Origin of the sequence: Hydrocarboniclastica marina (assembly GCF_004851605.1) — a bacterium.
Lineage (GTDB): Bacteria > Pseudomonadota > Gammaproteobacteria > Pseudomonadales > Oleiphilaceae > Hydrocarboniclastica > Hydrocarboniclastica marina.
Window position 1 is genome coordinate 1,698,202 of sequence record NZ_CP031093.1, and the last position, 25,253, is coordinate 1,723,454.

The 25,253-nt window shown below is 57.8% G+C and carries 27 protein-coding genes; 23 read left to right on the forward strand and 4 right to left on the reverse strand.

Annotated features, from left to right (window positions below):
- Positions 1-71 precede the first annotated feature (71 nt).
- The 4 genes from soil367_RS07565 (at position 72) to bamE (ending at position 2,209) form a co-directional block, all read left to right on the forward strand.
- On the forward strand, positions 72-365 hold the full coding sequence (locus soil367_RS07565; protein ID WP_136548450.1) for a hypothetical protein: 294 nt from the start codon (positions 72-74) through the stop codon (positions 363-365).
- 62 nt (positions 366-427) lie between these two features.
- Positions 428-1,267, forward strand: coding sequence for a 23S rRNA (adenine(2030)-N(6))-methyltransferase RlmJ (locus soil367_RS07570; protein ID WP_136548452.1), 840 nt, complete (start codon positions 428-430; stop codon positions 1,265-1,267).
- Positions 1,268-1,402: 135 nt separating this feature from the next.
- Positions 1,403-1,798: a DUF2784 domain-containing protein gene (locus tag soil367_RS07575; protein WP_136548454.1), complete on the forward strand. Its 396-nt coding sequence runs from the start codon at positions 1,403-1,405 to the stop codon at positions 1,796-1,798.
- A gap of 90 nt (positions 1,799-1,888) precedes the next feature.
- Positions 1,889-2,209 carry an outer membrane protein assembly factor BamE domain-containing protein gene (gene bamE, locus soil367_RS07580; RefSeq protein ID WP_136548456.1) on the forward strand — a complete coding sequence of 107 codons (321 nt, stop codon included), beginning with the start codon at positions 1,889-1,891 and terminating at the stop codon, positions 2,207-2,209.
- A 48-nt stretch (positions 2,210-2,257) separates the two neighbouring features.
- On the opposite strand, the gene soil367_RS07585 is transcribed toward bamE, so the two are convergent.
- The 3 genes from soil367_RS07585 to xseA all read right to left on the reverse strand — a co-directional run bounded on the left by soil367_RS07585 (position 2,258) and on the right by xseA (position 6,169).
- Positions 2,258-2,467 (reverse strand): cold-shock protein, encoded by a 210-nt coding sequence (locus tag soil367_RS07585; RefSeq protein ID WP_136548458.1) that lies wholly within the window; start codon positions 2,465-2,467, stop codon positions 2,258-2,260.
- Between the two features lie 251 nt (positions 2,468-2,718).
- Positions 2,719-4,620 (reverse strand): propionyl-CoA synthetase, encoded by a 1,902-nt coding sequence (locus soil367_RS07590; RefSeq protein WP_136548460.1) that lies wholly within the window; start codon positions 4,618-4,620, stop codon positions 2,719-2,721.
- A gap of 154 nt (positions 4,621-4,774) precedes the next feature.
- Positions 4,775-6,169 carry an exodeoxyribonuclease VII large subunit gene (gene xseA / locus soil367_RS07595; RefSeq protein WP_136548462.1) on the reverse strand — a complete coding sequence of 465 codons (1,395 nt, stop codon included), beginning with the start codon at positions 6,167-6,169 and terminating at the stop codon, positions 4,775-4,777.
- A 167-nt stretch (positions 6,170-6,336) separates the two neighbouring features.
- On the opposite strand from xseA, the gene soil367_RS07600 reads away from it, so the two are divergent.
- The 7 genes from soil367_RS07600 (at position 6,337) to soil367_RS07630 (ending at position 13,946) form a co-directional block, all read left to right on the forward strand.
- Complete coding sequence (locus tag soil367_RS07600; RefSeq protein ID WP_136548464.1) at positions 6,337-7,236, forward strand: DMT family transporter; 900 nt, start codon at positions 6,337-6,339, stop codon at positions 7,234-7,236.
- A 141-nt stretch (positions 7,237-7,377) separates the two neighbouring features.
- On the forward strand, positions 7,378-8,841 hold the full coding sequence (gene guaB / locus soil367_RS07605) for an IMP dehydrogenase (RefSeq protein ID WP_136548466.1): 1,464 nt from the start codon (positions 7,378-7,380) through the stop codon (positions 8,839-8,841).
- Positions 8,842-8,945: 104 nt separating this feature from the next.
- Positions 8,946-10,523 carry a glutamine-hydrolyzing GMP synthase gene (guaA, locus tag soil367_RS07610; RefSeq protein WP_136548468.1) on the forward strand — a complete coding sequence of 526 codons (1,578 nt, stop codon included), beginning with the start codon at positions 8,946-8,948 and terminating at the stop codon, positions 10,521-10,523.
- 10 nt (positions 10,524-10,533) lie between these two features.
- Positions 10,534-11,061, forward strand: coding sequence for a tRNA adenosine(34) deaminase TadA (tadA, locus tag soil367_RS07615; protein WP_136548470.1), 528 nt, complete (start codon positions 10,534-10,536; stop codon positions 11,059-11,061).
- Positions 11,062-11,099: 38 nt separating this feature from the next.
- Positions 11,100-12,080 (forward strand): UDP-glucose 4-epimerase GalE, encoded by a 981-nt coding sequence (gene galE, locus soil367_RS07620; RefSeq protein ID WP_136548472.1) that lies wholly within the window; start codon positions 11,100-11,102, stop codon positions 12,078-12,080.
- 38 nt (positions 12,081-12,118) lie between these two features.
- Positions 12,119-13,459: a UDP-glucose dehydrogenase family protein gene (locus soil367_RS07625; protein ID WP_136548474.1), complete on the forward strand. Its 1,341-nt coding sequence runs from the start codon at positions 12,119-12,121 to the stop codon at positions 13,457-13,459.
- Between the two features lie 73 nt (positions 13,460-13,532).
- Positions 13,533-13,946 (forward strand): HIT domain-containing protein, encoded by a 414-nt coding sequence (locus tag soil367_RS07630; protein WP_136548476.1) that lies wholly within the window; start codon positions 13,533-13,535, stop codon positions 13,944-13,946.
- A 19-nt stretch (positions 13,947-13,965) separates the two neighbouring features.
- On the opposite strand, the gene fabR is transcribed toward soil367_RS07630, so the two are convergent.
- On the reverse strand, positions 13,966-14,574 hold the full coding sequence (gene fabR / locus soil367_RS07635) for an HTH-type transcriptional repressor FabR (protein WP_136548478.1): 609 nt from the start codon (positions 14,572-14,574) through the stop codon (positions 13,966-13,968).
- A 277-nt stretch (positions 14,575-14,851) separates the two neighbouring features.
- Here fabR and soil367_RS18980 point away from each other — a divergent pair, with 277 nt between their 5' ends.
- The 12 genes from soil367_RS18980 (at position 14,852) to ybgF (ending at position 25,148) form a co-directional block, all read left to right on the forward strand.
- Positions 14,852-15,334 carry an FmdB family zinc ribbon protein gene (locus soil367_RS18980; protein WP_246065581.1) on the forward strand — a complete coding sequence of 161 codons (483 nt, stop codon included), beginning with the start codon at positions 14,852-14,854 and terminating at the stop codon, positions 15,332-15,334.
- Between the two features lie 71 nt (positions 15,335-15,405).
- The gene (gene aspS / locus soil367_RS07645) at positions 15,406-17,214 is read left to right on the forward strand and encodes an aspartate--tRNA ligase (RefSeq protein ID WP_136548480.1); all 1,809 of its coding nucleotides are present in this window, start codon (positions 15,406-15,408) and stop codon (positions 17,212-17,214) included.
- Between the two features lie 154 nt (positions 17,215-17,368).
- Positions 17,369-17,887, forward strand: a complete 519-nt coding sequence (gene ruvC / locus soil367_RS07650; RefSeq protein WP_136548482.1) for a crossover junction endodeoxyribonuclease RuvC — start codon at positions 17,369-17,371, stop codon at positions 17,885-17,887.
- Positions 17,888-17,950: 63 nt separating this feature from the next.
- Positions 17,951-18,562 (forward strand): Holliday junction branch migration protein RuvA, encoded by a 612-nt coding sequence (gene ruvA, locus soil367_RS07655; protein WP_136548484.1) that lies wholly within the window; start codon positions 17,951-17,953, stop codon positions 18,560-18,562.
- A 137-nt stretch (positions 18,563-18,699) separates the two neighbouring features.
- Positions 18,700-19,761 (forward strand): Holliday junction branch migration DNA helicase RuvB, encoded by a 1,062-nt coding sequence (ruvB, locus tag soil367_RS07660; RefSeq protein ID WP_136548486.1) that lies wholly within the window; start codon positions 18,700-18,702, stop codon positions 19,759-19,761.
- Complete coding sequence (gene ybgC / locus soil367_RS07665) at positions 19,758-20,177, forward strand: tol-pal system-associated acyl-CoA thioesterase (RefSeq protein WP_136548488.1); 420 nt, start codon at positions 19,758-19,760, stop codon at positions 20,175-20,177. Before ruvB ends, ybgC begins: the two co-directional genes overlap by 4 nt.
- Positions 20,178-20,324: 147 nt before the next feature.
- Positions 20,325-21,008 carry a protein TolQ gene (gene tolQ, locus soil367_RS07670; protein WP_136548491.1) on the forward strand — a complete coding sequence of 228 codons (684 nt, stop codon included), beginning with the start codon at positions 20,325-20,327 and terminating at the stop codon, positions 21,006-21,008.
- A 66-nt stretch (positions 21,009-21,074) separates the two neighbouring features.
- Complete coding sequence (gene tolR, locus soil367_RS07675; protein WP_216642785.1) at positions 21,075-21,473, forward strand: protein TolR; 399 nt, start codon at positions 21,075-21,077, stop codon at positions 21,471-21,473.
- 5 nt (positions 21,474-21,478) lie between these two features.
- Complete coding sequence (gene tolA / locus soil367_RS07680) at positions 21,479-22,477, forward strand: cell envelope integrity protein TolA (protein WP_246065582.1); 999 nt, start codon at positions 21,479-21,481, stop codon at positions 22,475-22,477.
- Between the two features lie 6 nt (positions 22,478-22,483).
- On the forward strand, positions 22,484-23,785 hold the full coding sequence (tolB, locus tag soil367_RS07685) for a Tol-Pal system beta propeller repeat protein TolB (protein ID WP_136548495.1): 1,302 nt from the start codon (positions 22,484-22,486) through the stop codon (positions 23,783-23,785).
- A gap of 27 nt (positions 23,786-23,812) precedes the next feature.
- Complete coding sequence (pal, locus tag soil367_RS07690; RefSeq protein WP_136548497.1) at positions 23,813-24,379, forward strand: peptidoglycan-associated lipoprotein Pal; 567 nt, start codon at positions 23,813-23,815, stop codon at positions 24,377-24,379.
- Between the two features lie 7 nt (positions 24,380-24,386).
- Positions 24,387-25,148, forward strand: coding sequence for a tol-pal system protein YbgF (ybgF, locus tag soil367_RS07695; RefSeq protein WP_136548500.1), 762 nt, complete (start codon positions 24,387-24,389; stop codon positions 25,146-25,148).
- The last annotated feature ends 105 nt before the right edge of the window (positions 25,149-25,253 follow it).

Sequence of the window (25,253 nt, forward strand, 5' to 3'; positions counted from 1 at the left end):
CCTGAACGCATGAGGTGCCCGGCTCAGCACCGGTCGCCTCATTCTCAAGCTTGGAAAGCCACGGAGATTTTATGGGTGATTCGTTTACACCAGAAGAACTGGAGCGCTTCCTGCTCCAACTAAGAGATCAGGACCTGGAAGCGATCGGGCGGCGCCTCGGGCTCGACCTGCACGGGCCGGAATCCAGGACAAAGTTCAGACAAGAGCTCAGGCGTGACGTCGCGCTTCAGGCTCGAGCGAAGGCGCTAGCCTTAACGTTGTCGGCCAGCGCGAAATGCTCTTTTTGCGGGAACGACGGCTCGAAAGTCGTTGAAAGCCCGTCCGGGGCAAGCATCTGCACGCGTTGCCTCGAGAAAATGCGCTAAAGCGCTAACGCCCTCGCACGTTGCTTGCGGGGCCATAATTCTGCAACTACTCGAGAATACATATGCTCAGTTACCGCCACGCTTTTCATGCCGGCAACCCGGCTGACGTCTTGAAGCATGTGGTGGTGGTACGCTGTCTGGCGTACCTTAACCAGAAGGAGAAGCCCTATCTGGTTGTCGACACTCATGCTGGCGCGGGGCGCTACCGTCTGGACGACGCTTCGGCCCAGAAAACCGGCGAGTATCAGCAGGGCATTGCCCGGCTATGGCATCGACAGGACTTGCCAGAGGCGCTTCGCGGCTATGTGCAGTTGGTGAAAGAGATCAACAGCAGCGATGAGCTGACGCAGTACCCGGGCTCTCCGTGGCTGATTCGCACATTGATCCGCGAACAGGATCGGGCCATTTTTTATGAGCTCCACTCCAAGGACCATGCTTTGCTCAAAAGGCACCTTGAGCGCAAGCCGCAGATTATCACGCGCTGTGAAGATGGGTTGACCGGTGTGATCGCTCTTATGCCGCCGAACGAACGCCGCGGTCTGGTGCTGATGGATCCGTCCTACGAAGTTAAAGAAGACTATCAGCAAGTGGTGAGTGTGCTGGAGAAAGCACACAGGCGGTTTGCCACAGGCACTTTTCTGGTGTGGTATCCCGTAGTAGACCGGGAACGTATCAGCGCCATGGAACGAGCGGTCAAGCGCACGGGTATTCGTAATATCAAGCAGTTCGAGTTCTCGACCTGTCCGGACTTCCCGGGGCGCGGAATGAGCGCGAGCGGTATGTTTGTGGTTAATCCACCATGGACGCTCGAGCAGGAAATGCAGCAGATTTTGCCGTATCTGGTCGATGTTATGGCACCGGATCAGGGCAGCTTTCGCTATAAAACACTTGTGGCAGAGTAGCATCGCTTGCGTCCAGGGAATTTGGGGTGACACGCGTGGCCCCATTCCGGGGCGATCGGGTGCTGCAGCCAGAGGGAGATATTCCCGAGGCCACCGGATGCCACTGATACCGCGAATGTAACAGGGAGGCGCCCGATGTTAGCGCGCATTGCCGCCGATGGCGTGGTACTGCTCCATCTGTTTTTCATTCTGTTTGTGCTGGCGGGCGGCCTGCTGGCGATACGCTGGCACTGGATTGTCGCGCTTCACCTGCCTGCAGTCCTGTGGGGGGCTGCAGTTGAATTGATTGGCTGGTCGTGTCCGCTCACTCCGCTCGAGAACAGCCTTCGCGCGGCCGGCGCGGAAGAGGGCTATAGCAGCGGATTTATCGATCATTACATTGTGCCTCTGATCTACCCTGCGGGGCTCACCCGTGAGATTCAGATAGTGCTTGGCGGCGTGGTTCTTCTGGTTAACGTGGGTGTGTACGGCTATTTGATCTATCGTAGACGGCGCCCCAAGGCAGCTGTTCACCGACAATCTCGGCAGTGACAGCATCAGAGGTGCAGGGGGCTGGTCAGCGCCGCAGACGCGCCGTATTCTTTGTGTCCAGCAAGCAACCGGAAGAGAGAGGGTAACAAAATGGGTTTAGCAAAGGGTGTAAGACTGCTCCTGGTCAGCGCAGCGATGGCGATAGCGAGCGGCTGCGCAAACATAGGTAGTGACTTCCCCGACCAGCGCGTGCAGGAACTTGAGATCGGGGAAACGACTCAGCAGGAAGTCCGCAATACTTTCGGAGAACCCTGGCGCGTGGGTTATGAAGACGGAATGCGCACCTGGACTTACGGGAAGTACCGTTACTCCCTGCTAGGGGCATCTTCAACCAAAGATCTTGTTATACGTTTCAATAAGGACAACGTGGTCAAATCATACAGTTTCAATACGACCGACCATGCTCAATAAGAAAGCCCGGCCTTAGGCCGGGCTTTGCTGCAGAAAAAACGTTGCGGTCTAGGCGACAGTGACGTTTTCCGCTTGAGGACCCTTGGGGCCCTGGGTGATGCTGAACTGCACCTTCTGGCCTTCTTGCAGGGTTTTGAACCCGCTGGAGTTAATCGCGCTGTAGTGAACGAAAACGTCGCTGCCGTTTTCCTGTGCAATAAAACCAAAGCCCTTGGATTCGTTGAACCACTTGACGTGGCCGGTGTAAAGATCTGACATGCTGGTTTCCTACTGATGTTTGACTCTTCGCGCCTCCTTGCGGGCGCTGGGTAGTGCTGTAAAACAGGCATGACTTATGAGCACAACGAAAATCCGAGGTCTTCGTAAAACTTTCACATAATCCGTCACTGTTTTTGACAGCAACTCTAGTATAACCCCCAGCAATTGCTCGTCAATTCAATTCTGATAGCCCTTCAAGCATATGTTTTAGTTGAGAAAATAGCCTTCTGAACGGTTTTGTTATCTGCCTTTCAGGCCATTCTTCTGCGACGGAAAGTGCTGAACTGGGAGTGGATTTCGTCGAGGATGGCAGGGTCGTCAATGGTGGACGGAACCTTGTAATCCATGCCGTCGGCGATATCGCGCAGGACGCGCCTCAAGATCTTGCCGGACCTCGTTTTCGGCAGGCGCTCCACAACCAGCGCATGCTTGAAAGACGCGACGGCGCCCACCTCATCCCGCACGCGGGTAATAAGGTCTGCCTCCAGTTGAAGCGGATCAACATTGACGCCGTTTTTGAGCAATACCAGGCCAACCGGAACCTGCCCCTTCAACTCGTCGCTGATGCCGATCACCGCGCACTCAGCGACAGCCGGATGGCGTGCAATCACTTCTTCCATCTCTCCGGTCGACAGGCGATGGCCGGCCACATTGATAACATCGTCGGTGCGCCCCATGATAAAGAGGTAGCCGTCCTCATCAAAATAACCACCGTCTCCAGACATGTAATAACCGGGAAAACTGTCGAGGTAAGCGCTCTGGAAGCGTTGGGGGTCACCCCATACTGTCGGCAGGCAGCCAGGCGGAAGTGGCAGCTTGATAACAACGCTGCCTTGTTCCAGGGGCTCACAATTGTTGCCCTGAGAGTCAAGAACGTGCACTGCATAGCCGGGTGCGGGCAGGGTAGCCGAGCCTGGTTTTACCGGGCAGGCGCCCAGGCCAACGGGGTTGCCCGCTATGGCCCAGGCCGTTTCCGTCTGCCACCAGTGGTCGTAGACCGGTAGCCCGGTTTTCTCCCGAAGCCAGTCGTAGGTCGGCGGGTCCAGCCGCTCTCCAGCAAGATAGATTCGCTCAAGGCAGCCAAGGTCGTAGCTGGACATCAGTTTCGCTTCTGGGTCCGCCTTTCGCATCGCCCTGAAAGCTGTTGGCGCTGTAAACAGAACCTTGACCTTGTGTTCGGCACAAACTCGCCAGAAGGCGCCGGCATCGGGCGTATTGACCGGTTTACCCTCATAAAGGACGGTAGTGCAGCCGGTAATCAAGGGCGCGTACACAATATAGGAGTGGCCCACCACCCAGCCGACGTCGGAGGCCGCCCAGAATACATCCCCGGGGCCGACGTCATAAATCAGCTCCATGCTGTAGCGCATGGCGACGGCGTGCCCGCCGTTGTCACGAACTACCCCTTTGGGCTTACCGGTTGTGCCTGAGGTATACAGGATATAGAGGGGGTCGGTCGCAATCACTGGCACAGGATCGACGGGCTTCGCCTTGGCCATGAGTTCGTTCCAGTCGTGATCCCGTGCCGGCTTCATCGCGGCCCGCTCCTGCTCACGCTGGAGAATGACACAGTGGTCTGGCTTGTGGCCGGCTGCCTCGACGGCCCGGTCCAGAAGAGGTTTGTAGGCAATGACCTTGTCTACCTCAATGCCGCAGGACGCGGACAGGATGACCTTGGGCCGGGCGTCATCGATGCGAACGGCGAGCTCGTTAGCGGCAAAGCCACCGAAAACCACAGAGTGGACGGCGCCTATCCGGGCGCAGGCGAGCATAGCGATTACCGCCTCCGGCACCATTGGCATATAAATGATGACCCGATCCCCTTTGCCGACACCGAGTTCGCTCAGTACGCCGGCGAATTGCGCTGTCTGCTGGGTCAGCTCTGCATAGGTATAGGTGCAGCCGGAACCTGTAACGGGGGAGTCGTAAATGAGCGCAGGCTGGTCGCCCCGGCCATTTTCAACGTGGTAGTCGAGGGCAAGGTAAGCGGTGTTGAGTTCGCCGTCGGCATACCAGCGATAGCAGTTGTGCTCATCTTTGCTCAGTATGACCTCAGGCCGCTCATACCAGCTGATCAGCGCTGACTTCTCGCGCCAGAAAGCCTCCCGGTGTTTAATGGATCGCTGGTACTCCTGCTCGTATTGCCTTGCCATCTGTCCGACCTCTGAATGAATTGACGCGCCCCCTGACGAGAGCCTGTCCTTTCTCCACTCTAGAAGTTAAGGGCCGGAAGAAAAGTAGACCAAAGGCGTAGGGCGGGCACCGGCGTGCGTGGGTCAGCGAGTTACCCGGACAGGACACTGGCCTTCAGGCAGAATCTCTCGGGGTACCGAAGGCCAGTTCTGGCTGCTCGGCTTCGGTTTTTTCAACGCGGCAATAGAGCCGGCCATTTGCCAGCTGTGCGGTCACCCGGTCGCCGGCCTGAACCTGATCGGCCCTGCGAACGATTGTGTCCTTGTCCGAGCCAACGATGGCATATCCCCGGCCGAGCGTAGCGAGGGGGCTGATAAGGTCCAGTGAGCTTGCGGCGTGTCGCAGGCGCTGCTCCGCCCGCTCCAATCGTTGGGACATGGCCCGCTCGAGTCTGTGAGCGACAGACCGGGCCTTTTCCCGGGCAGGGGCGATACGGCGCTGAGGAGATTGCGCTATCAGGCGGCCTCGAATTTCACAGAAACGCTGGTCCTTTCGGCGCAACTGCTGGTTCAGCGCAATGGTAAGGCGGCGGTCGAGGTCGTCCAGGCGCTGGGCGCTGTCTTCCAATTGGCGACGAGGGTCGCGCAGGCGCTGCCTCAATTGGCCGAGGCATTCGCGCAGCCCGGTCAGCCGGCGCCTCGCGGCCAGTATCAGACGTTCTTCCAGCCTCGTCAGTTGGTCTAGCCAGTCCTGCCGGTTGGGCGAAAGTTTCTCCGCTGCAGCTGACGGTGTCGGTGCACGCCAGTCGGCCACAAAGTCCGCTATCGTAAAATCGACCTCATGGCCAACAGCACTCACCGTCGGTATACGGCTGGCAAAAATGGCCCGCGCGACGCGCTCTTCGTTGAACGGCCAGAGGTCCTCCAGTGAGCCGCCACCGCGGCCGACTATCAACACATCGCAACGCTGATGCCGGTTGGCCAGTTCGATGGCCGCCGCTATCTCTCCAGCGGCCTGCCTGCCCTGTACAGCGGTTGGGTAGAGCGTCACCGGAATGCCGGGAAAACGCCGTCCGAGCACTGACAGAATGTCGTGTATAGCCGCTCCGGTAGGCGAAGTGACGACCCCAATGCGGCCAGGCAGGACGGGCAGCGCCTGCTTGTGCTCATCGTTGAAAAGCCCTTCGTCTTTGAGTTTATGCTTTAGCGCCTCAATGGCGCGCTGGAGTTCGCCCAGTCCGGCGGGCTCAATAGCTTCAACAATGAGCTGGAAATCGCCCCGCGCTTCATAAAGGCTGACCTTGGCGCGCAGCATTACCTGATCGCCATCCTTGGGCTGAATCCTCACCAACTGGCTCCGGGAGCGGAACATGGCGCAGCGGATCTGGGCTTTGGCATCTTTGATGGAGAAGTACCAATGCCCTGACGACGGCCGGGACAGGCCGGAGATTTCGCCCTCCACGTAAACCTGGAGAAAACTCACTTCCAGAAGGTGACGAACCTGGCGGGTCAGTTCGCTGACCGTCAAGGCGTGGCTGCGTGGTACAGGCTCATCCAATGTTAACGCCATGGGGTGCTCCGTTGGGTTTCCGGTGATGCATCTTAGCAGACGATATCTGCCGTCCTGAAAGCCCCGGGCGTTCTTTGCAGCCCATGGACGAGCTGTCATTCGGTTTGTGTCTGTGTCTGATATGATCCGGCCCGGTAGCCCGCCCGACCTCATCCAGGGAATGTGATGTGAGTGATCGTCGACACATGGTCTTTCTACTGGCCCGGACAGGGATCACCCTCGGGCTTATGCTTGCCACCGTGAACTGGGCCCGCAACAGTGGCTGGGGCGGGCTGACGTTTACCCTTGCGCCGGTGCTGCTGGCCGGCGCGTTGCTGACGGCTATTTTTGCGGTTATGAAGCCCGCCCAGGGCTTCTGGCGAGCAGGCTTCTGGGGCTATTCGGCGATCTCCGGCGCTCTGGCACTGGTCATTCCCAACTGGCTGGTTTTTCTGACAATGGCGCAGGATGGCGTCATTACCGCCGCGGTTTTCTATCTGTTGTCGCCCGTGTTCACGCAGGCATTAAGCTGGCTACTGGGGTTGGACAGGCTCGCGCCTCTGCGGGTAGCCGGTCTGTTGTTGGGGACCGTCGGCGCTCTGACGCTGGTACTGGCCCCGTTACTTGGCGCCAATACGGATGAGGTGGCGGTACCTTACATCGGCCTGTTCATTCCGCTCTCTCTCGCAATAGGCAATATCTACCGGAAACAGCGTATGCCGACAGAAATGTCGGCCACTGCGCTGGCTGCCGGTATGCTGCTGGCATCGGGCATGCTCTTCGTGCCACTGCTCGCGGTCGCGCTATGGTCCGGTTGGTCAGGGACAGGGGTTGGCTCAATGCTGCCACTGGCCCTGCAGGTACTGCTTATGACAGGCGGCTACGTGAGCTACTTCCAGTTTTTGCGTCAGGTTGACCCGGTGTATTTCAGTCAGCTCGGTTATCTGGTCACGCTCACGGGCGGCCTGACCGGCGTGTTCCTGTTCGGTGAGGCGCCTGGGTGGCACCACGGCCTGAGTGTCGTGCTAGTGGCTTTTGGGGTCTGGCTGGTGTCCAAGCAAAGCCGTCCGCAGGTGAGCTCAGGCTAGCGCGGGTCTCCGTTCAGTTATCCGGCACGCGGCAGCACATCCCCGCCAATGGTGCGGTCGCCCGGATGCTTCCTTTACCCCGTCCCGGCGCGGAATTATAATAGCGCGCTTATACATCGCTAGTCTTAAAGGCCGCCCTCCATGCTGCGAATCGCCCAAGAAGCGCTTACCTTCGACGACGTTTTATTGATCCCCGGTTACTCTGAAGTCCTACCCAATGAGGTGCAGCTCAAAACACGTGTCACCCGCGGCATTGAACTCAACGTGCCCCTTGTATCGGCAGCCATGGATACGGTGACCGGTGCCGAGTTGGCGATTGCGATGGCCCAGGTTGGCGGGATCGGCATCATCCACAAGAATATGACCGTGGAGCAACAGGCCGCGGCTGTGCGTAAAGTGAAGAAGTTTGAAAGTGGCGTCGTCAAGGATCCGATCACCGTTTCGCCTGAAACGACGGTACGAGAGCTTCTGGACATCACCTTTGCCAACAAGATTTCCGGGCTACCGGTCGTCGACGGTCCCGATCTGGTGGGCATTGTCACCGGCCGCGACATCCGTTTTGAAGGACGGCTCGACACCAAAGTCGCGGATATCATGACGCCCAAGGACAAACTTGTAACGGTCAAGGAAGGCGCCGACCTGGAAGAAGTCAAAGAGCTGCTGCACCGCCACCGCATCGAGAAAGTGCTGGTGGTCAATGACAGTTACGAGCTCAAGGGGCTCATAACCGTCAAGGACATCCAGAAGGCCAGCGATTATCCGGCCGCCTGTAAAGACGCCCAGGGTCACCTGCGCTGCGGTGCGGCAGTAGGTACCGGTGGCGACACTGAAGCGCGTATTGCTGCACTGGTGGATGCTGGGGTAGACGTCATTGTTATCGACACGGCGCACGGTCATTCCCGCGGCGTGGTCGAGCGCGTCCGCTGGGTCAAGCAGCGCTACCCGGATGTACAGGTGATCGCCGGCAATATCGCGACAGCAGACGCAGCTCTGGCATTGGCCGAAGCGGGCGCGGATGCAGTCAAGGTTGGTATCGGCCCGGGCTCCATCTGTACCACACGCATTGTGGCCGGTATTGGCGTGCCACAAATAACGGCGGTATCCAATGTCGCCGAGGCCCTTCGCAACAGCGACGTCGCGGTGATTGCCGACGGCGGCGTTCGTTTCTCCGGTGACCTGGCCAAGGCCGTCGCCGCGGGTGCCCATGCTGTAATGGTAGGCAGTCTGCTGGCGGGTACAGACGAGGCACCCGGAGAAGTCGAGCTTTTCCAGGGGCGCACGTATAAAGCTTACCGGGGTATGGGTTCTCTGGGGGCCATGGGGCAGGGGTCCAGCGACCGCTACTTCCAGGATGCCAGCGAAGGTACCGAAAAGCTTGTACCCGAGGGCATTGAAGGCCGGGTTGCATGCAAGGGACCCATGAAAGCCATCGTGCATCAGATGATGGGTGGTCTGCGCGCATCCATGGGCTACACCGGTTGCCGGAATATCGAAGAAATGCGGACAAAACCCCAGTTTACCCGTATCACCAATGCCGGGATGCGTGAGAGTCATGTCCACGACGTGACCATCACCAAAGAAGCGCCTAATTACCGTATCGGGTAACAGTCGAGGCCTTTGCGGCGCTTTGCTCTTACCTTCAGGACGGTTCTCCAGCGCAACAGGGCGGCTCGAATGTCGCCCTGTTGCGTCTCTGACTCGAGGAATTCATGGCTCAGAATATTCATGACCACCGCTTGCTGATACTGGACTTCGGCTCGCAATACACTCAGTTGATCGCCCGGCGTATCCGTGAGATTGGCGTCTACTGTGAAGTTAAGCCTTTCGACATCAGTGTTGAGGAAATCCGCGAGTTCTCCCCCCGGGGGATAATTCTCGCTGGTGGTCCGGAATCTGTCACCAAGCTAGACTCGCCTCGTGCGCCCGCTGGCGTTTTTGACATGGCGCTGCCGGTTCTGGGTATCTGCTACGGCATGCAGACCATGGCCGAAGAGTTGGGTGGTCGGGTAGCGGGTGCCGACAAGCAGGAGTTTGGCTACGCCCAGGTCAAGGTCCGTACCGGTAGCGATCTGCTTAAAGGCATATCGGATCATGTCACCGATCAGGGCGAGCCTGTGCTGGACGTGTGGATGAGCCACGGCGACCAAGTGGTCAAGCTGCCGCCTGAATTCGAACTGGTAGCCTCGACCGAAAGTGCCCCGATTTCCGCCATGCAGCATGTCGAGAAGAAGCTTTTTGCCGTGCAGTTTCATCCGGAGGTCACACATACCCTTCAGGGCCAGCGGATACTGGAAAACTTCGTACGCCAGATCTGCGGTTGTGAGACGCTCTGGACCCCGAGCCAGATCGTCGATGATGCGGTCAGGCAGATTCGCGATCAGGTAGGTACTGACAAGGTGCTCCTGGGGCTGTCTGGAGGCGTTGACTCGTCCGTAACAGCGGCCCTTCTGCATAAGGCCATCGGCGACCAGCTGACATGCGTCTTTGTGGACAATGGCTTGCTGCGTCTGCACGAAGGCGATCAGGTCATGGATATGTTCGCCAAGAGCATGGGCGTCAAGGTCATCCGGGCGGACGCCGAGGACCTGTTTCTTGATCGGCTCAAGGGGGTGTCGGACCCGGAGCAGAAGCGTAAGGTCATCGGCAATACCTTCATTGAAGTGTTCGACGCCGAAGCAACGCGGATCGAGGACGTGAACTGGCTGGCCCAGGGCACCATCTATCCCGATGTTATCGAGTCAGCGGCGGCTAAGACGGGCAAGGCCCAGGTGATCAAGTCTCACCATAATGTGGGCGGCCTGCCGGAAACCATGCGTATGAAACTGGTGGAGCCGCTGCGAGAGTTGTTCAAGGATGAGGTTCGAAGAATCGGCCTTGAGCTGGGGCTGCCGTACGACATGGTCTATCGGCATCCGTTTCCCGGTCCCGGGTTGGGCGTACGTATACTTGGCGAAGTCAAAAAACCATATGCTGACATTCTGCGTCGGGCCGACGCTATCTTTCTCGAAGAGTTACACCGCGCCGATTGGTACCACAAGACCAGCCAGGCATTTGCGGTTTTCCTGCCGGTGAAGTCCGTAGGTGTGGTCGGCGATGGTCGCCGCTATGAGTACGTGATCGCTTTGCGAGCAGTTGAAACGATCGACTTTATGACTGCCCGTTGGGCGCACTTGCCCTATGAGCTGCTGGAAACGGTCTCGAATCGGATTATCAACGAGATCTCTGGTGTCTCCCGGGTAACGTACGACGTCTCCTCCAAGCCGCCAGCGACCATTGAGTGGGAATGAAATTTCAGCAATGACCGTTCCGACGGACGGGGTCGAGCATACGGCTGAGGATCTTCGCTGGATGCAACGAGCGCTTGAACTGGCAGCTCAAGCTGAAGTCAACGGGGAAGTGCCCGTAGGCGCGGTCGTCGTCGCTGGTGGGGTAGAGCTTGGGACCGGTTACAACGCCCCTATAAGTAGTTGCGATGGTACCGCCCATGCCGAAATCAGGGCCATCAGGGCCGCGTGCGAACGAGCCGAAAATTACCGTCTCAGTGGAGCTACTCTCTACGTAACACTCGAACCCTGTACTATGTGCGCTGGCGCGCTGGTGCATGCCCGCATATCGCGGCTCGTATTCGGCGCCCGTGAGCCCAAGGCAGGGGCGGTGGTTTCGCGCAATGCGCTGCTTGAACACGACGCCATGAACTGGCGAGTCAGCGTCATTGAAGGTGTGCTCGCCGAGCCTTGCCAGCGCTTGATCAGCGATTTTTTTGCTCACCGTCGGGCGCTGCGAAAAGCAGAGCGGCTTGCGGCGAAGCGCGACATTACAGACTGACAGCACGACTGATGCAATTCTCAACAGGGAGATAGTGGATGAAGGTACTGGTCACTGGCGGTGCCGGTTACATTGGCAGCCACGTAGTACGGCAGCTTGGCGAAGCCGGGCATGACATTGTGGTCTACGACAACCTTTCGACCGGGTATCCCTGGGCTGTAACCTACGGTGAGCTCGTAGTGGGTGACGTCGCCGATGAAGACGCGCTCCATGCTGTCTTCGAGGCCGGTAAATTTGATGCTGTGCTGCATTTTGCCGCCAATATTGTTGTACCTGAGTCCGTTGAAAATCCGCTCAAGTACTATGGCAACAACACGCGCAATACCCTTAATCTCCTCAAGGCAATCGATCGGTTCAAGGTTCCCCGCCTGGTCTTTTCCTCAACCGCTGCTGTGTACGGTATGCCTGATGAGCCCATAATTGACGAGCTGAGCCCGCTTTTGCCGATCAATCCCTATGGTGCCTCAAAAATGATGAGCGAGCGGATGATTACGGATCTGTCCGCTGCGTCAGGCCTGCAACACGTCATTCTTCGCTATTTCAACGTAGCCGGAGCCGACCCGCAGTCGCGTATCGGTCAGGCGACTCCGGAGGCCACCCATCTGATCAAAGTCGCCAGCGAGTGCTCGACCGGCCAGAGGGACGGTATGCAGATTTTTGGCACCGACTACGGCACCCGCGACGGCACGTGTGTTCGGGATTATATCCATGTTGAGGATCTGGCCAAGGCGCACGTGATGGCGCTTGACTACATGGCCGGGGGTGGCGAGTCCCGTATCCTCAACTGTGGCTACGGCCGCGGCTTCACCGTCAGGGAAGTGATAGAGGCGGTGAAGCGTATTGGGGGGGTGGATTTCCCCGTCAAAGAAACAGAGCGGCGTGCTGGCGATCCGGCGGCGCTGATGGCAGACAACCAGCAGATCCGTGCAACGCTGGGCTGGAAGCCGGACTACGACGACCTCGACACTATCGTTACCACCGCGCTCGCCTGGGAACGTCTCTGGCTCGAGCGCAAGTAAGCCTACTTTGACCACAACAACTTCAGGGAACTGGAAACATGCGTATTACGATTTTTGGGACTGGCTATGTGGGTCTTGTATCCGGTGCATGTCTAGCGGACGCCGGCCACCACGTGGTCTGTGTCGATGTGGATGAGAATAAGGTAGCGCGTCTGCGGGAAGGGCATATCCCCATCTACGAGCCCGGCCTGGAGCCTATCGTTCACCACAACGTTGAGGCGGGTCGCCTGAGCTTCACTACGGATGCCGACGAAGCCGTAGCCCATGGCGAACTGCAATTCATTGCCGTGGGGACGCCTCCAGACGAAGATGGCTCAGCCGATCTTCAGTACGTGCTGGCTGTAGCCCGGACCATTGGCTCGCGCATGGAGGACTACCGCGTCATTATCGACAAGTCCACGGTTCCGGTAGGGACTGCTGACAAAGTTGCTGTCGCTGTTCAGGAAGAGCTCGACAAGCGCGGCAAGAAGCTCGACTTTGATGTGGTGTCCAACCCTGAGTTCCTGAAAGAAGGCGCGGCTGTTAACGATTTCATGAAGCCCGACCGGATTATTGTCGGGGTAGAGAGCGACCGTGCCAAAGAGTTGCTGCGCGAAGCCTATTATCCCTTCAACCGCAATCACGAACGGATGATCTACATGGATGTCCGTTCGGCAGAGCTTACCAAGTACGCTGCAAATGCCATGCTCGCCACCAAAATCAGCTTCATGAACGAGATTGCTAACCTGGCCGAGCGACTGGGAGCGGATGTCGAGCACATTCGCCGTGGTATCGGCTCCGACCCGCGTATTGGCTACCACTTTATCTATCCCGGTTGTGGTTATGGCGGCTCGTGCTTTCCAAAGGACGTAAAGGCACTGGCGCGGGCTGCTCGTGCGATTGATTATGAAGCCCGTCTTCTCGACGCGGTCGAGGACGTCAATGATGCCCAGAAACATGTCCTGTTCGACAAGCTGAATCACCATTTCAAGGGAGACCTGAAAGGCAAGACGATCGCTCTTTGGGGCCTGGCCTTCAAACCCAACACTGACGACATGCGCGAGGCGCCCAGCCGGACGGTAATGGAATCGATCTGGAAGGCGGGAGGACAGGTCCAGGCGTTTGACCCGGAAGCGATGGAAGAAACCCAGCGCATCTACGGAGACCAGGCAGGCCTGCACCTTTGCGGTACAAAAGAGCAGGCACTCAAGAATGCGGACGCGTTGGTGATCTGCACTGAGTGGAAGGAATTTCGGTCGCCCGATTTCGAGTTGATTGCAAAGAATCTATCGCATCCTGTTGTTTTTGATGGCCGAAACCTTTATGAGCCTGAGATGCTGACCCGCCGTGGATTGACTTACTATGCGATTGGGCGCGGTCTGAACCAGTTCCAGAAGTAGCTTCCTGCGAGCGGAACTGTTGAGAAACAGTTTCGCTCGCCCTGTCTCTCAATCATCGGGATAACCGCAGCCTATGACTGCTTTCCAGCTCGCTTCCAGGCTAGCCGCCGATACCGAGGTGATTGCGCACTGGCCTCTAAGCGAAGTTCTGCTGATGAACGACAGGCAGTATCCCTGGCTTATCCTTGTGCCCCGACGCGAGGGCGTATTGGAGCTCTACGAACTGAGCCGGGAGGACCGGCTCCAGTGGCTGGAGGAGTCCACCCGTCTGGGTCGATGGCTTATGGACGAATTTGGCGGCGACAAGCTTAATATTGCTGCGCTGGGGAATCAGGTCTCCCAGCTTCACATTCACCACATTGTCCGCTATCGGGACGACCCCGCCTGGCCTGGCCCGGTGTGGGGGAAGCTGCCGGCTGAACCGTACAGCCATTCTCAGTTGGTGGCAGTTCAGGAAAGACTAAAGCCTCTCAAGAACCTCTTCTAAATGGCTGATAGTAAATAATTTACTCTGCCAGCGCCTGAGCACCGACCAGTACGATCCGCAGTTGCTTGTTCAGCTTCTCTGTCACCTCGGCGCGCGCCTTGGCCGGTGCGTCCAGGGCTTCTGCACCCTGGTTGAATACCAGTGTAACCATTGCCTCAGCTACCAGATAAGAGTCCGAAAGCGGCTTCTTTCGCTCCTTGCCCAGGCGGTCCAGGTCTTCGCTCAGCTCCGTTACGAAGTGCTTGATCTCGGCGTGGATCGCTGTCCGGAAAGCTGGCGAAACACCGGAACGCTCCCTCAGAAGCAGCCTGAACAGCGTGGCGTTGGTCGTCAGATACTCCATGAAAGTATCGACTGAAGTGGTGATTGTACTGCCGCCCCTGCGGATTCTCTTCCGGGCCTGGCGCATCAGCTGCCTCAGGGCCACGCCTGCTTCATCTACCAAAGCCAGGCCCAGTTCGTCCAGATCTGTGAAGTGACGGTAAAACGAAGTCGGCGCGACGCCCGCTTCGCGAGCGACCTCTCGGAGGCTCAGGCTGCCGAAACCCCGGTCGGCGCTGAGTAGCCCCAGGGCCGCATCCATGAGTGCGCGGCGGGTTTTAAGTTTCTGCTCTGTGCGAAGCGACACTGGCTACCCCAGTTGGATTTTCGGTAAGTTGTTGAGGCCGCATTGGGCCGAAATGGACGTTGCATTGTATCGTCTGTGAGAGAGGATAGCCCCACTGAAGTGGTTGTCCAGGCTTGATCTGACCACGTCGCCGGGTCGCAAACGCTTTCTGATTTTCGTTGCCAATGTGTTTATAATGTTGGCCTTCCAAAAGGACGGCCCGCCGTAGATCCCCCTTGGTGGGTGAGGGCGCGCGTTCACTTGATAGCAGCCGCTCTCTGCTTGTCTGGAACTCTGTATGGGGCGCCTTAAAGTTGGCGAACTCAACCCGGTGTCAGCGCATGGCGAATCCCGCGCGCGCCTGAGGTTGAGCCAAAGCTTTGTCCACGAGCTATTTCTCCGGGAGCTGTTGCTCGGCGAACTGTTGGTTTGCGAAATGCGGTATGGCGCTGACTGTCTAATGGCGTTTGGTTGGTTTAGAGGATTGATCATGCCAATTTATGAGTATGTGTGTACGGCCTGTGGCCTTGAAAAAGATTTCATCCAGCGCATGAGCGCAGACCCGCTGACGGTCTGTCCGGCATGCCAGGGCGAAACCCTGCGGAAAAAGATCTCAGCGGCCGGATTCAGGCTCAAGGGCAGCGGCTGGTATGAAACTGATTTCAAAACGGGCGGCAAAAAGAATCTGGCTGGCGATTCCACGCCCGCCGCTGCGTCAAACGCCAGTGCCGGCAGCTCAGAAGTCACCGCGAGTAAGTCCAAGCCTGCGGAAGCGAGCTAAAGATACGGGAAAGCTTAAATCTCCCGAATTTTCGTCATATAAAAGTTAACCCGAAGAGACAGGTAGGCGGTATGCGGAGTCATTATTGCGGTGCTATCAACGAGTCCCACATTGATCAGGACGTTACCCTTTGCGGCTGGGTGCACCGGCGTCGCGACCACGGTGGCGTGATCTTTCTTGATCTGCGGGATCGTGATGGTATCGCCCAGGTCGTGTTTGACCCCGATACTGCTGAAAGCTTCGCGCGGGCCGACAAGGTCCGAAGTGAGTACGTAGTGAAGGTCCGCGGACGTGTCCGCGCGCGCCCGGCTGGTACCGAGAACAGCAATATGGCGACCGGCCAGGTTGAGGTTCTGGGCAAAGAACTCGAGTTGCTCAATGCGGCCGCAACGCCGCCCTTTCCGCTCGACGAGTATGTCGACGTGGGCGAAGACGTTCGGCTGCGCTACCGCTTCATGGATCTGCGTAGGCCCGAGATGCTCAATCGGCTGCGGTTCCGCTCACGGGTAACCACTTATATTCGTAATTTCCTGGATGGGGAAGGGTTTCTCGATATTGAGACGCCGATTCTCACCCGGGCCACACCGGAAGGCGCTCGCGATTACCTGGTGCCCTCCCGTACCCATGCTGGAAGCTTTTTTGCGTTACCCCAGTCACCTCAGTTGTTCAAACAGTTGCTGATGGTGTCCGGGATCGACCGTTATTATCAGGTTGCCAAATGCTTCCGCGACGAGGATCTGCGCGCGGATCGTCAGCCTGAGTTTACCCAGGTGGATGTGGAGTGCTCGTTTATCGATGAGGTTCAACTGACCGGCATCATGGAGAGGATGGTCCGCCAGATGTTTGCTGAGCTCCTGTCGGTTGAGCTGCCGGAATTTCCGCGGATAACCTACGCCGAAGCCATGTCGCGCTATGGCAGTGACAAGCCTGATCTGCGCATCCCTCTGGAACTGGTTGACGTGGCTGACTTGGTTGCAGATGTCGACTTCAAAGTCTTTTCCGGTCCGGCCAAGGATCCGAAAGGTCGGGTGGCAGCGTTGCGAGTGCCCCAGGGTGGTGAACTGTCGCGCAAGCAGATCGACGACTATACCAAATTCGTCGCGATCTACGGCGCACGCGGCCTGGCCTGGATCAAGGTTAACGAGCTGGCAAAGGGCGCAGAAGGTCTGCAGTCGCCCATCGTCAAGTTCCTCGGTGAGGAGACCAGCCTGGCTATTATGAAGCGGCTCGGGGCCGCTGATGGCGACATCGTCTTTTTCGGCGCCGACAAGGTTAATGTCGTCAATGAGGCACTGGGCGCACTGCGCGTCAAGGTTGGTCATGACCTGGGTCGCCTGGAGCGGGAATGGGCGCCGTGCTGGGTTGTCGACTTCCCCATGTTCGAAGAGCTTCCAGATGGCGGCCTTCATGCGATTCATCATCCGTTCACGGCGCCCTCATGCAGTGCTGAAGAACTCAAGGCGGATCCCGCCAATGCCCTTTCCCGTGCTTACGATATGGTGCTCAATGGCACCGAACTGGGCGGCGGGTCCATCCGTATCAGCGACGAGAAAATGCAGGAAACGGTATTCGGGCTGCTCGGTATCGACCATGAGGCGGCGCGCGCGAAATTCGGCTTCCTTCTGGACGCACTGCGGTTTGGATGCCCGCCCCATGGCGGGCTGGCTTTCGGGCTTGACCGCCTGATCATGTTGATGACTGGAGCTCAATCCATTCGGGACGTTATTGCCTTCCCGAAAACCCAGAGTGCCACCTGCCTGATGACAGAAGCCCCGGGTGAAGTGGACGAGAAGCAGTTGCAGGAACTGCATATCCGTCTCCGCAAGCCTGTGGCTGAGAATAATCAGGCCGGCGTCGATCAGTCCAATGTTAAAGGCTGATTCATGACCCGACAGGTCGACTTGCTCAATGTCCTGTCGCCGAGAAGCCGTACGCGGCTACCCGGTCCATTGTGCTGATTGCGGCTACGCCTGGGTGTGAGCATATGCCACAACGGATGCCGGACTGGGTTGAGCGGGCAATGTGGGCCGCTCCATGACGATCATTCTCGGCGTGGACCCCGGTTCCCGTATTACCGGTTACGGCGTCATTCGCACCGAAGGGCGCCATATGGAATACCTCGATAGTGGCTGCATTCGCATGGGCGAGAAGCCACTGGCCGAGCGTCTCCAGATTATTTATGCCGGACTCGCCGAGCTGATCGCGACGTTTCGACCTGAAGAGTTCGCGATTGAGCAGGTGTTTCTGGCCAAAAACGCCGACTCGGCATTGAAGCTGGGACAAGCCCGAGGCGCGGCAATCGTGTGCGCGGCCAATGCCGGTCTGCCCGTTTTTGAATATTCGGCGCGTCAGGTCAAGCAGGCAGTGGTAGGGAAGGGGGCTGCTGAGAAATCACAGGTGCAGCATATGGTCCAGGCACTACTGAAACTCTCGCGGAAGCCTCAGGCTGATGCAGCAGACGCCCTTGCGATTGCGGTCAGCCACTCCAACTTCAGGCAAAGTATGCTGCGATTGAACGTATCCCGGACAGTCCGCCGGGGCCGGGCGTCCTGAAGCGACATTCGCCGTTGCCTTCTCAACCTACCATGTACTGTTCTCTCATAACGGAGGTAGAAAGTGATCGGGCGGATCAGAGGCACATTGCTGGAAAAGCGGCCCGGCCTTGCACTAATTGAATGCGGCGGGGTGGGATACGACATCGAAATCCCATATACGACGTTTTTTCGGTTAGGCGAGGTCGGGGCCGAGGCCGTTTTGCTGACGCACTTCGTGGTTCGCGAGGACTTTCAGGCGTTATATGGATTCGCTGAGCGCATGGACCGCGACCTCTTCCGTATGCTGATACGGACCAGCGGTGTAGGCCCGAAAATGGCGCTGACTATCCTGTCTGGGCTGGAGCCAGAAGCATTTATTGCGGCAGTGGAAACCCACGATGTGGCCCGACTCGTCAAAATCCCGGGTGTAGGGAAAAAAACAGCCGAACGCCTTGTGATTGAAATGAGCGATCGCATCAAACTCCTCGAGAACAAGCCAGTCATTATCGGCACCGATTCGGGCCCTGCTCGGGTGCAGGCGCGGCCTGCTACCGCCGTGGAGGAAGCGGAGGAGGCGCTGATCGCCTTGGGTTACAAGCCTCAGGAGGCGAGTAGGGCCGTTGCGCGTATCGCCGTGGATGGCTTGGACAGCGAAGCGTTGATCAGGCAGGCGCTAAAAGGCATGCTGCGCTGAGTCGCCTTCAAATGGCGCTCGCCATTGTAGATGCGTTGCGATTCTGTCTGACTGTTTGGTAACGCGACGGGCCAGGTGAATCTGTAGAATAAGCGCGGCCTTTCCCCACGGCCCTGGACCGACAACTGGAAGACGCAATGATCGAATCCGACAGGCTTATTGCTCCCCAGGCCGTAGCCAAAGACGAGCATCAGGACCGCGCTATCCGGCCACAGCGTCTGGTCGACTACGTGGGGCAGCCCGCGGTCCGCGAGCAAATGGATATTTTTGTCAGCGCTGCCCGGGCGAGGGAGGAGGCACTTGACCACGTGCTCATCTTTGGTCCCCCCGGGTTAGGCAAGACCACGCTGGCCAATATCATCGCCAATGAGATGGGGGTCGCGATCAAAAGCACTTCAGGGCCGGTGCTTGAGAAAGCAGGTGACCTTGCCGCGATTCTCACCAATCTTGAAGAAGGCGATGTTCTCTTTATCGATGAGATTCATCGGCTTAACGCGGTCGTCGAAGAAATTCTCTATCCGGCCATGGAAGACTATCAGCTCGATATCATGATCGGCGAAGGACCCGCCGCACGTTCGATCAAGCTTGATCTGCCCGCGTTCACCCTGGTCGGTGCGACCACCCGCGCAGGTCTGCTGACCTCCCCGTTGCGGGACAGGTTCGGTATCGTGCAGCGTCTGGAGTTCTACAGCGTGGCTGACCTGACCCACATAGTCTCTCGCTCGGCTGCCCTGTTAGGACTGGAAATAGACACTGCCGGAGCCGGCGAGATCGCCAGGCGTTCCCGTGGGACCCCTCGCATTGCGAATCGGTTGCTGCGAAGGGTCCGTGATTTTGCTGAGGTTCGTTACGATGGCCGTATCGGTCAGACTGTCGCTGATGAGGCCCTCAACTTACTTAAGGTCGATCAACAGGGATTCGATCACATGGATCGGCGCCTGCTTCTGGCGCTGGTTGAGAAATTTGACGGTGGCCCGGTCGGAGTTGATAGCCTTGCGGCAGCTATAAGCGAAGAACGCGGCACTATCGAGGATGTACTGGAGCCATTTCTCATTCAGCAGGGCTACATGGTAAGGACGTCCCGTGGCCGTATGGCAACAACCCACGCCTATCTCCATTTCGGGTTGCCGGTACCGGGCACGGCCGCTGCGGGCGGTCAGCAGGACGCTTTCAACCCGTCCCCGGGGGGGCATGAATGACAGATCCCGCTCCGCCTTTCACCTGGCCCGTACGGGTCTATATAGAAGACACTGACGCCGGCGGAATCGTCTTTTATGCCAACTATCTGAAGTTCATGGAAAGGGCGCGCACGGAATGGGCGAGAGCGCGTGGCATAGCCATGCGGGCGGGACTGGGCGAAAATATCAGTTTTGTCGTTCACGGGCTTGAGATACGGTATCTCCGCCCGGCACGATTGGACGACCAGTTATGGGTATCGGCAGACGTCACTCGCTTCGGCAAAACCTACATGGATTTTGAGCAGCAGGTTGGCCTGGCCGGGTCTGGCGACGTACTTGTGCAGGCGCGAATCAAGGTTGCCTGTACAAATCTGCTAACCGGCAGACCACGGGCCATGCCGGAAAGCCTGAGGGCTGCTCTTGAGCGGGCTGGTTGAAAGAGCCGCATGACCTTGAAGTCGGGCAGCTGGCAAGGCTTCAGTCATTGTTTCTAGGGTTTGTTTTTTCTTACGAGCGCAGGCATTGCCCACACACCGGTCGAGTCAAGCGCTCTAAAGAGTTTCCGTTACTGATAGGAGATCAATGTGGACTCGCAGTTATCAATTTGGCATCTGATCGCCAATGCCAGTTTCCTGGTCCAGATGGTGATGTTGCTGTTGTTGCTTGCTTCGGTCGTATCGTGGGGCATCATTTTCCAGCGGCTGAAGATTTTCAAGCAGGCGCGTAAGAGTCACGAAACATTCGAAGAGCGCTTCTGGTCCGGCATGGATCTGGGGCAGCTGTACCGGGAAGTCAATGCCAGTCCGACGCCTTATGGGGGCATGGAGTCAGTCTTCAGAGCTGGCTTCAAGGAATTTTCCCGACTCCGCCAGCAGAGTGAAGATCGGGATGCCATTCTGGAAGGCACCCAGCGGGCGATGCGCGTCGCACTGTCCCGTGAGGGCGACAAACTGGAAAATCACCTCCCGTTTCTTGCAACCGTAGGCTCTACCAGCCCCTATATCGGGCTGTTCGGTACCGTTTGGGGCATCATGAACTCATTTCGTGGTCTCGCTCAGATGCAGCAGGCTACGCTTGCCACGGTAGCCCCAGGCATCTCCGAAGCGCTGATAGCCACGGCGATGGGTCTGTTTGCGGCAATCCCGGCGGTGATGGCCTATAACCGTTTTGCTGCCCAATCCGATACCCTGTTGCGCAATTACGAGACCTTTGCTGAAGAATTCTCCAGTATTCTCCATCGCCGCGTTCACAGCAGCGAACGCGGCTAAACCGGGCCAGGAAGCGAGCACACTCCTATGGCTATGAATCAGGCCCCGCGCCCCCGGCGCAAGTCAATGTCCGACATAAACGTCGTGCCCTACATCGACGTCATGCTGGTGTTGCTGGTCATTTTCATGATCACGGCGCCCATGCTGACCCAGGGGGTGAGCGTGGAACTGCCGCAAACCACCTCCGAACCCATAGATATGGATAAAGATGCGGAACCGGTGATCGTGTCTGTGGATGCGGACGGCGCCTATTATCTTGATGCCGGTGAAGAGCCCGAGCGGGCCCTCTCCATCGAACTTGTTCAGGCGCAGGTTGAAAAAATTCTTGCGCAGCGCCCTGATGCGAATGTGCTTGTGCGGGGCGACCACAAAGTGGCGTATGGCACAGTGGTGAGTCTCATGTCACGGCTGCAACAGGTCGGCGCACAGCGTGTCGGCTTGATAACAGAGGAGCCCCAAGGGTAACGCCTGTGGATGATCGTAATTCAAGAAAATCACAGGTCGAACGGGAGCCTTTACTCGGCCCGGTGGGGCTGTCCGTGCTCGTGCACGGGGTGATCGCAGTCATCAGTCTGGTGAGCTGGCAATGGACCAGTCCGCAAGAGGTCAACAGACCCTCGAGTATTCAAGCGCGGCTGGTGTCGCCCGAGTCGGTTCAGCCCCCCGAGCCCCGGACGCCTGCTCAGGCGCCTCAGCCTGAACCGAAGCCAGAGCCAGAACCAGAGCCAGAACCAGAGCCAGAGCCTCAGCCTGACCCGAAGGCGATCGCGCTTGAGAAAAAACGGCAGGCGGAGCAGGCTGAAGCAGAACGCAAACAGCAGGAGGCCGAGCAGCAACGGAAGGCGGAACAGGCGCGAAAAGCTGAGGAGCAACGTCTAGCTGAAGAGAAGCGTCGAGCTGAGGAGAAACGAAGGACGGAAGAAGAGGCGCGCCGAAAACGAGAGGCGGCCGAGAGACAGAAACAGGAAGAGCAACGGCGACGTCAGGAAGAAGAAAAGCGCAGACAGGAGCAGGCCCGTAAAGAGGAGGAAGAACGTGAGGCTCGTCGAAGGGCACAGGAAGAGCGGCTGAGGCAAATGAGTGAACAGGCGACGGAAGCCCGCAGTCAGGCTCAGCAGCGCGCCGAAGAGGCAGCCCGAGCCGCGGAGCAGGCACGTGCAGATGCTCAACGGGCACAGTCGGTCACCAGTGAGTATGAGTCCAGGATAAAGCAGGTGCTCAAAAACAACTGGTTTGTTCCGCCTGCAGCGAATCAGCAAATGGAAGCTGTGCTGAGAATCAGTCTTTTGCCGACAGGTGAACTTGCCAGCGTCGAGCTTGTCAGCGGTAGTGGTAGTGCCGCTTTCGACAACTCCGCGTTGAGTGCGGTGCGGAAAGTCAATAGGTTTCCAGTGCCCGAAGATGCGCGCATTTTCAATCGCAGCTTCCGCCAGTTTACGATCACCTTCAATCCCGAAACACTTCGGTAGGACGCCATGGTAAGCCGTAAAACATTGTCTCAGATCTGTTTCGCTCTTCTTTTGCTGGTTGCGATGCCGGTACAGAGTGAGCTGAACATTCGCATCACCGAGGGCGCTGATAGTGCCCTGCCGATCTCCGTGGTGCCATTCGCCAATCCTGAAAATATGTCTCTGCCCGAGGATGTAGCGGGAGTGGTGCGGGACGACCTCATGATGAGCGGCGATTTCAAGGCATTGGCGCCGGAGAAAATGCTGAGCTTGCCGTCCCGCGGTGACCAGGTCTACTACCGTGATTGGCGCCTGCTCGACCAGCAGTATCTGGTCGTGGGCGAACTGACCCCGGCCGCAAACGGACGGGTGCAGTTGCGCTTTGAGCTGCTGGATGTAAACCGTCAGCAGCGCATTCTCGGCCAGCAGTCGACGGTCGACCGCGACAGTCTGCGTTCTCTGGGTCATTATGTTGCCGACAAAGTCTACGAGGCAGTTACAGGTATCAAAGGCGCCTTCTCAACGAAGCTCGCTTATGTGACCCAGAATGATTTGCTGGGCAAGCCTGTATACGAATTGCAGACCAGCGACGCTGACGGACGCAATTCTCGAGTTCTACTGAAGAGCTCAGAACCGATACTCTCCCCCGATTGGTCTCCGGACGGGCAAAAACTTGCTTATGTTTCTTTTGAGGGCGGTCGCCCGGCTATCTACGTCCATGAGCTCACGTCAGGCAAGCGTGAGAAAGTCGCAAGCTACCGGGGCATGAACTCCGCCCCAAACTGGGCTCCGGATGGGCGTTCTCTCCTGGTTACCCTGTCAAAGGACGGCAGTGCCGATCTGTATCGGCTGAACCTGGCGACCAAGGAGGTTCAGCGATTGACCGATCATTGGGCTATCGATACGGAGGGCAGCTGGTCGCCCGACGGTAAGCGAATCGCTTTCACTTCAGACCGGTCTGGTGGTCCCCAGGTTTATCTCATGGACGTCGCTAGCCGCAATGTCAGTCGTGTCACTTTCGAGGGCCGGTACAATGCTAGACCTCGTTTCTCGCCAGATGGTAAGACGCTGTATTTTATTCACCAGCGCGACGGTAACTTCCACACGGCGAAGTTGAATCTGGAGAGCGAAGAGATGACTATCCTAACGCGCACAGGGCTGGATGAAAGTCCTGATGTCGCGCCAAACGGGCAAATGTTAATCTATGCCACGGGTCGAGGTGATCAGACCGTTTTAGCTGTGGTATCAAGTGATGGGCGGTCGCATTACACTCTTCCGGCTAAAGAGGGTAAGGTCAAGGAACCTGCGTGGTCTCCCTTTCTAAACTAGTCAAAACATGGAATCAAGGAACGCAAGATGATCAATTACGCCAAGCAAAAAGCAGTTATCCTCGCGCTGTCGATGGCCTTTGTAGCGGGTTGTAGCTCTACAGGGTCGGATCAGGACTTCGGCATGCCTGGCGATGCGCAGCCCGTGGACCAGGACGGGGGCAGCGAAGTCTATGGCGGCGGCTCGGGCAGCGGTGTTTCTGGCAGTGATCTGGCGGATGAGCGCGCGGCGGCCGAGCAATCCCGTCAACAGGACATGGCCTTGCGCGACGTCCGTACCATTTACTTTGACTTCGACAGCGCCGAGATCCGGGCTGAATCACGCGACGTGTTGATGGCTCATGCTCGCTACCTCGCAAATAACAGCTCAACCGATGTTGTGCTGAAAGGCCACACCGACGAACGCGGTACGACCGAGTACAACCTCGCGCTGGGCGAACGTCGGGCCCAGGCTGTCGAACGCTACCTGGCTGTCAACGGTGTTTCACGGGACCGTATCGAAACCGTCAGCTACGGTGAGGAGCGCCCTGCCGTGAGTGGCAGCGGAGAAGAAGCTTACGCGAAGAACCGTCGCGTAGAACTTGAGTACGAGTAACATCGTCATGCGAAATTTGCTTTTGGCTGGTGTGCTGCTGGCCTTGGGTAGTGCAGTATCAGCCCAATCGGTGCCCGCTTTTCAGTCAGGTAACGACGGTACTCGCAATCAGGCCGCGAGCGAGTTGTTCTTCATGGTTGAACAATTGCGTGAAGAGGTCAGAACCCTGCGTGGAAAGGTTGAAGAGCAGCAACACCAGATCGAGAAGCTCTCCACCCAGGGACGGGATCGCTATGTCGACCTGGACGGCCGACTGCTCGAGCTCTCAAAGCGTCTTTCTGCGCTAGAGGACGCGGGCTCAGTGCCGGCTGTTAACCCGTCGCCCACCGGCGCGGCCGCCACCCAAAGCAAACCCGGAGACACGTCAGCGAAGTCATTCAGGCAGCCGAACGACTTTGAGCAAAAAACATACAACGCGATCCAGGAAAAAATTCGGGCCAAACAGTACACGACTGCCATTGATGAGCTGTACGAGTTTATTGCGGCTTATCCCGAAGGCGATCTGACCGTTAACGCCTATTATTGGCTGGGCGAGTTGTATCTGGCGGAGTCCGAGCCTGACCAGGCGAGACAGGCCTTCACTATTGTCACGGCCCGGTTCCCTGAACACCGCAAGGCCGCAGATGCGTTGTACAAGCTAGGTATTGCCCAGCAGAGCCTGAGTCAGAATGCTGAAGCACGTGAAACCATGCGGTCGGTGCAACAGCGCTATCCCGGCAGTAACGCGGCTGAGCTGGCGAATGAGTTTTTGCGGAAGAACCCGGGCTGATCTTCAGTCAGGCTTAAAGGGCAGAGCAGGGCTGTCGTCGGGAGACCCTGAAAGGGCAATAAAACGCTTGCGAAGCTGGCAAAAATCCGTACCATATGCGCCTCG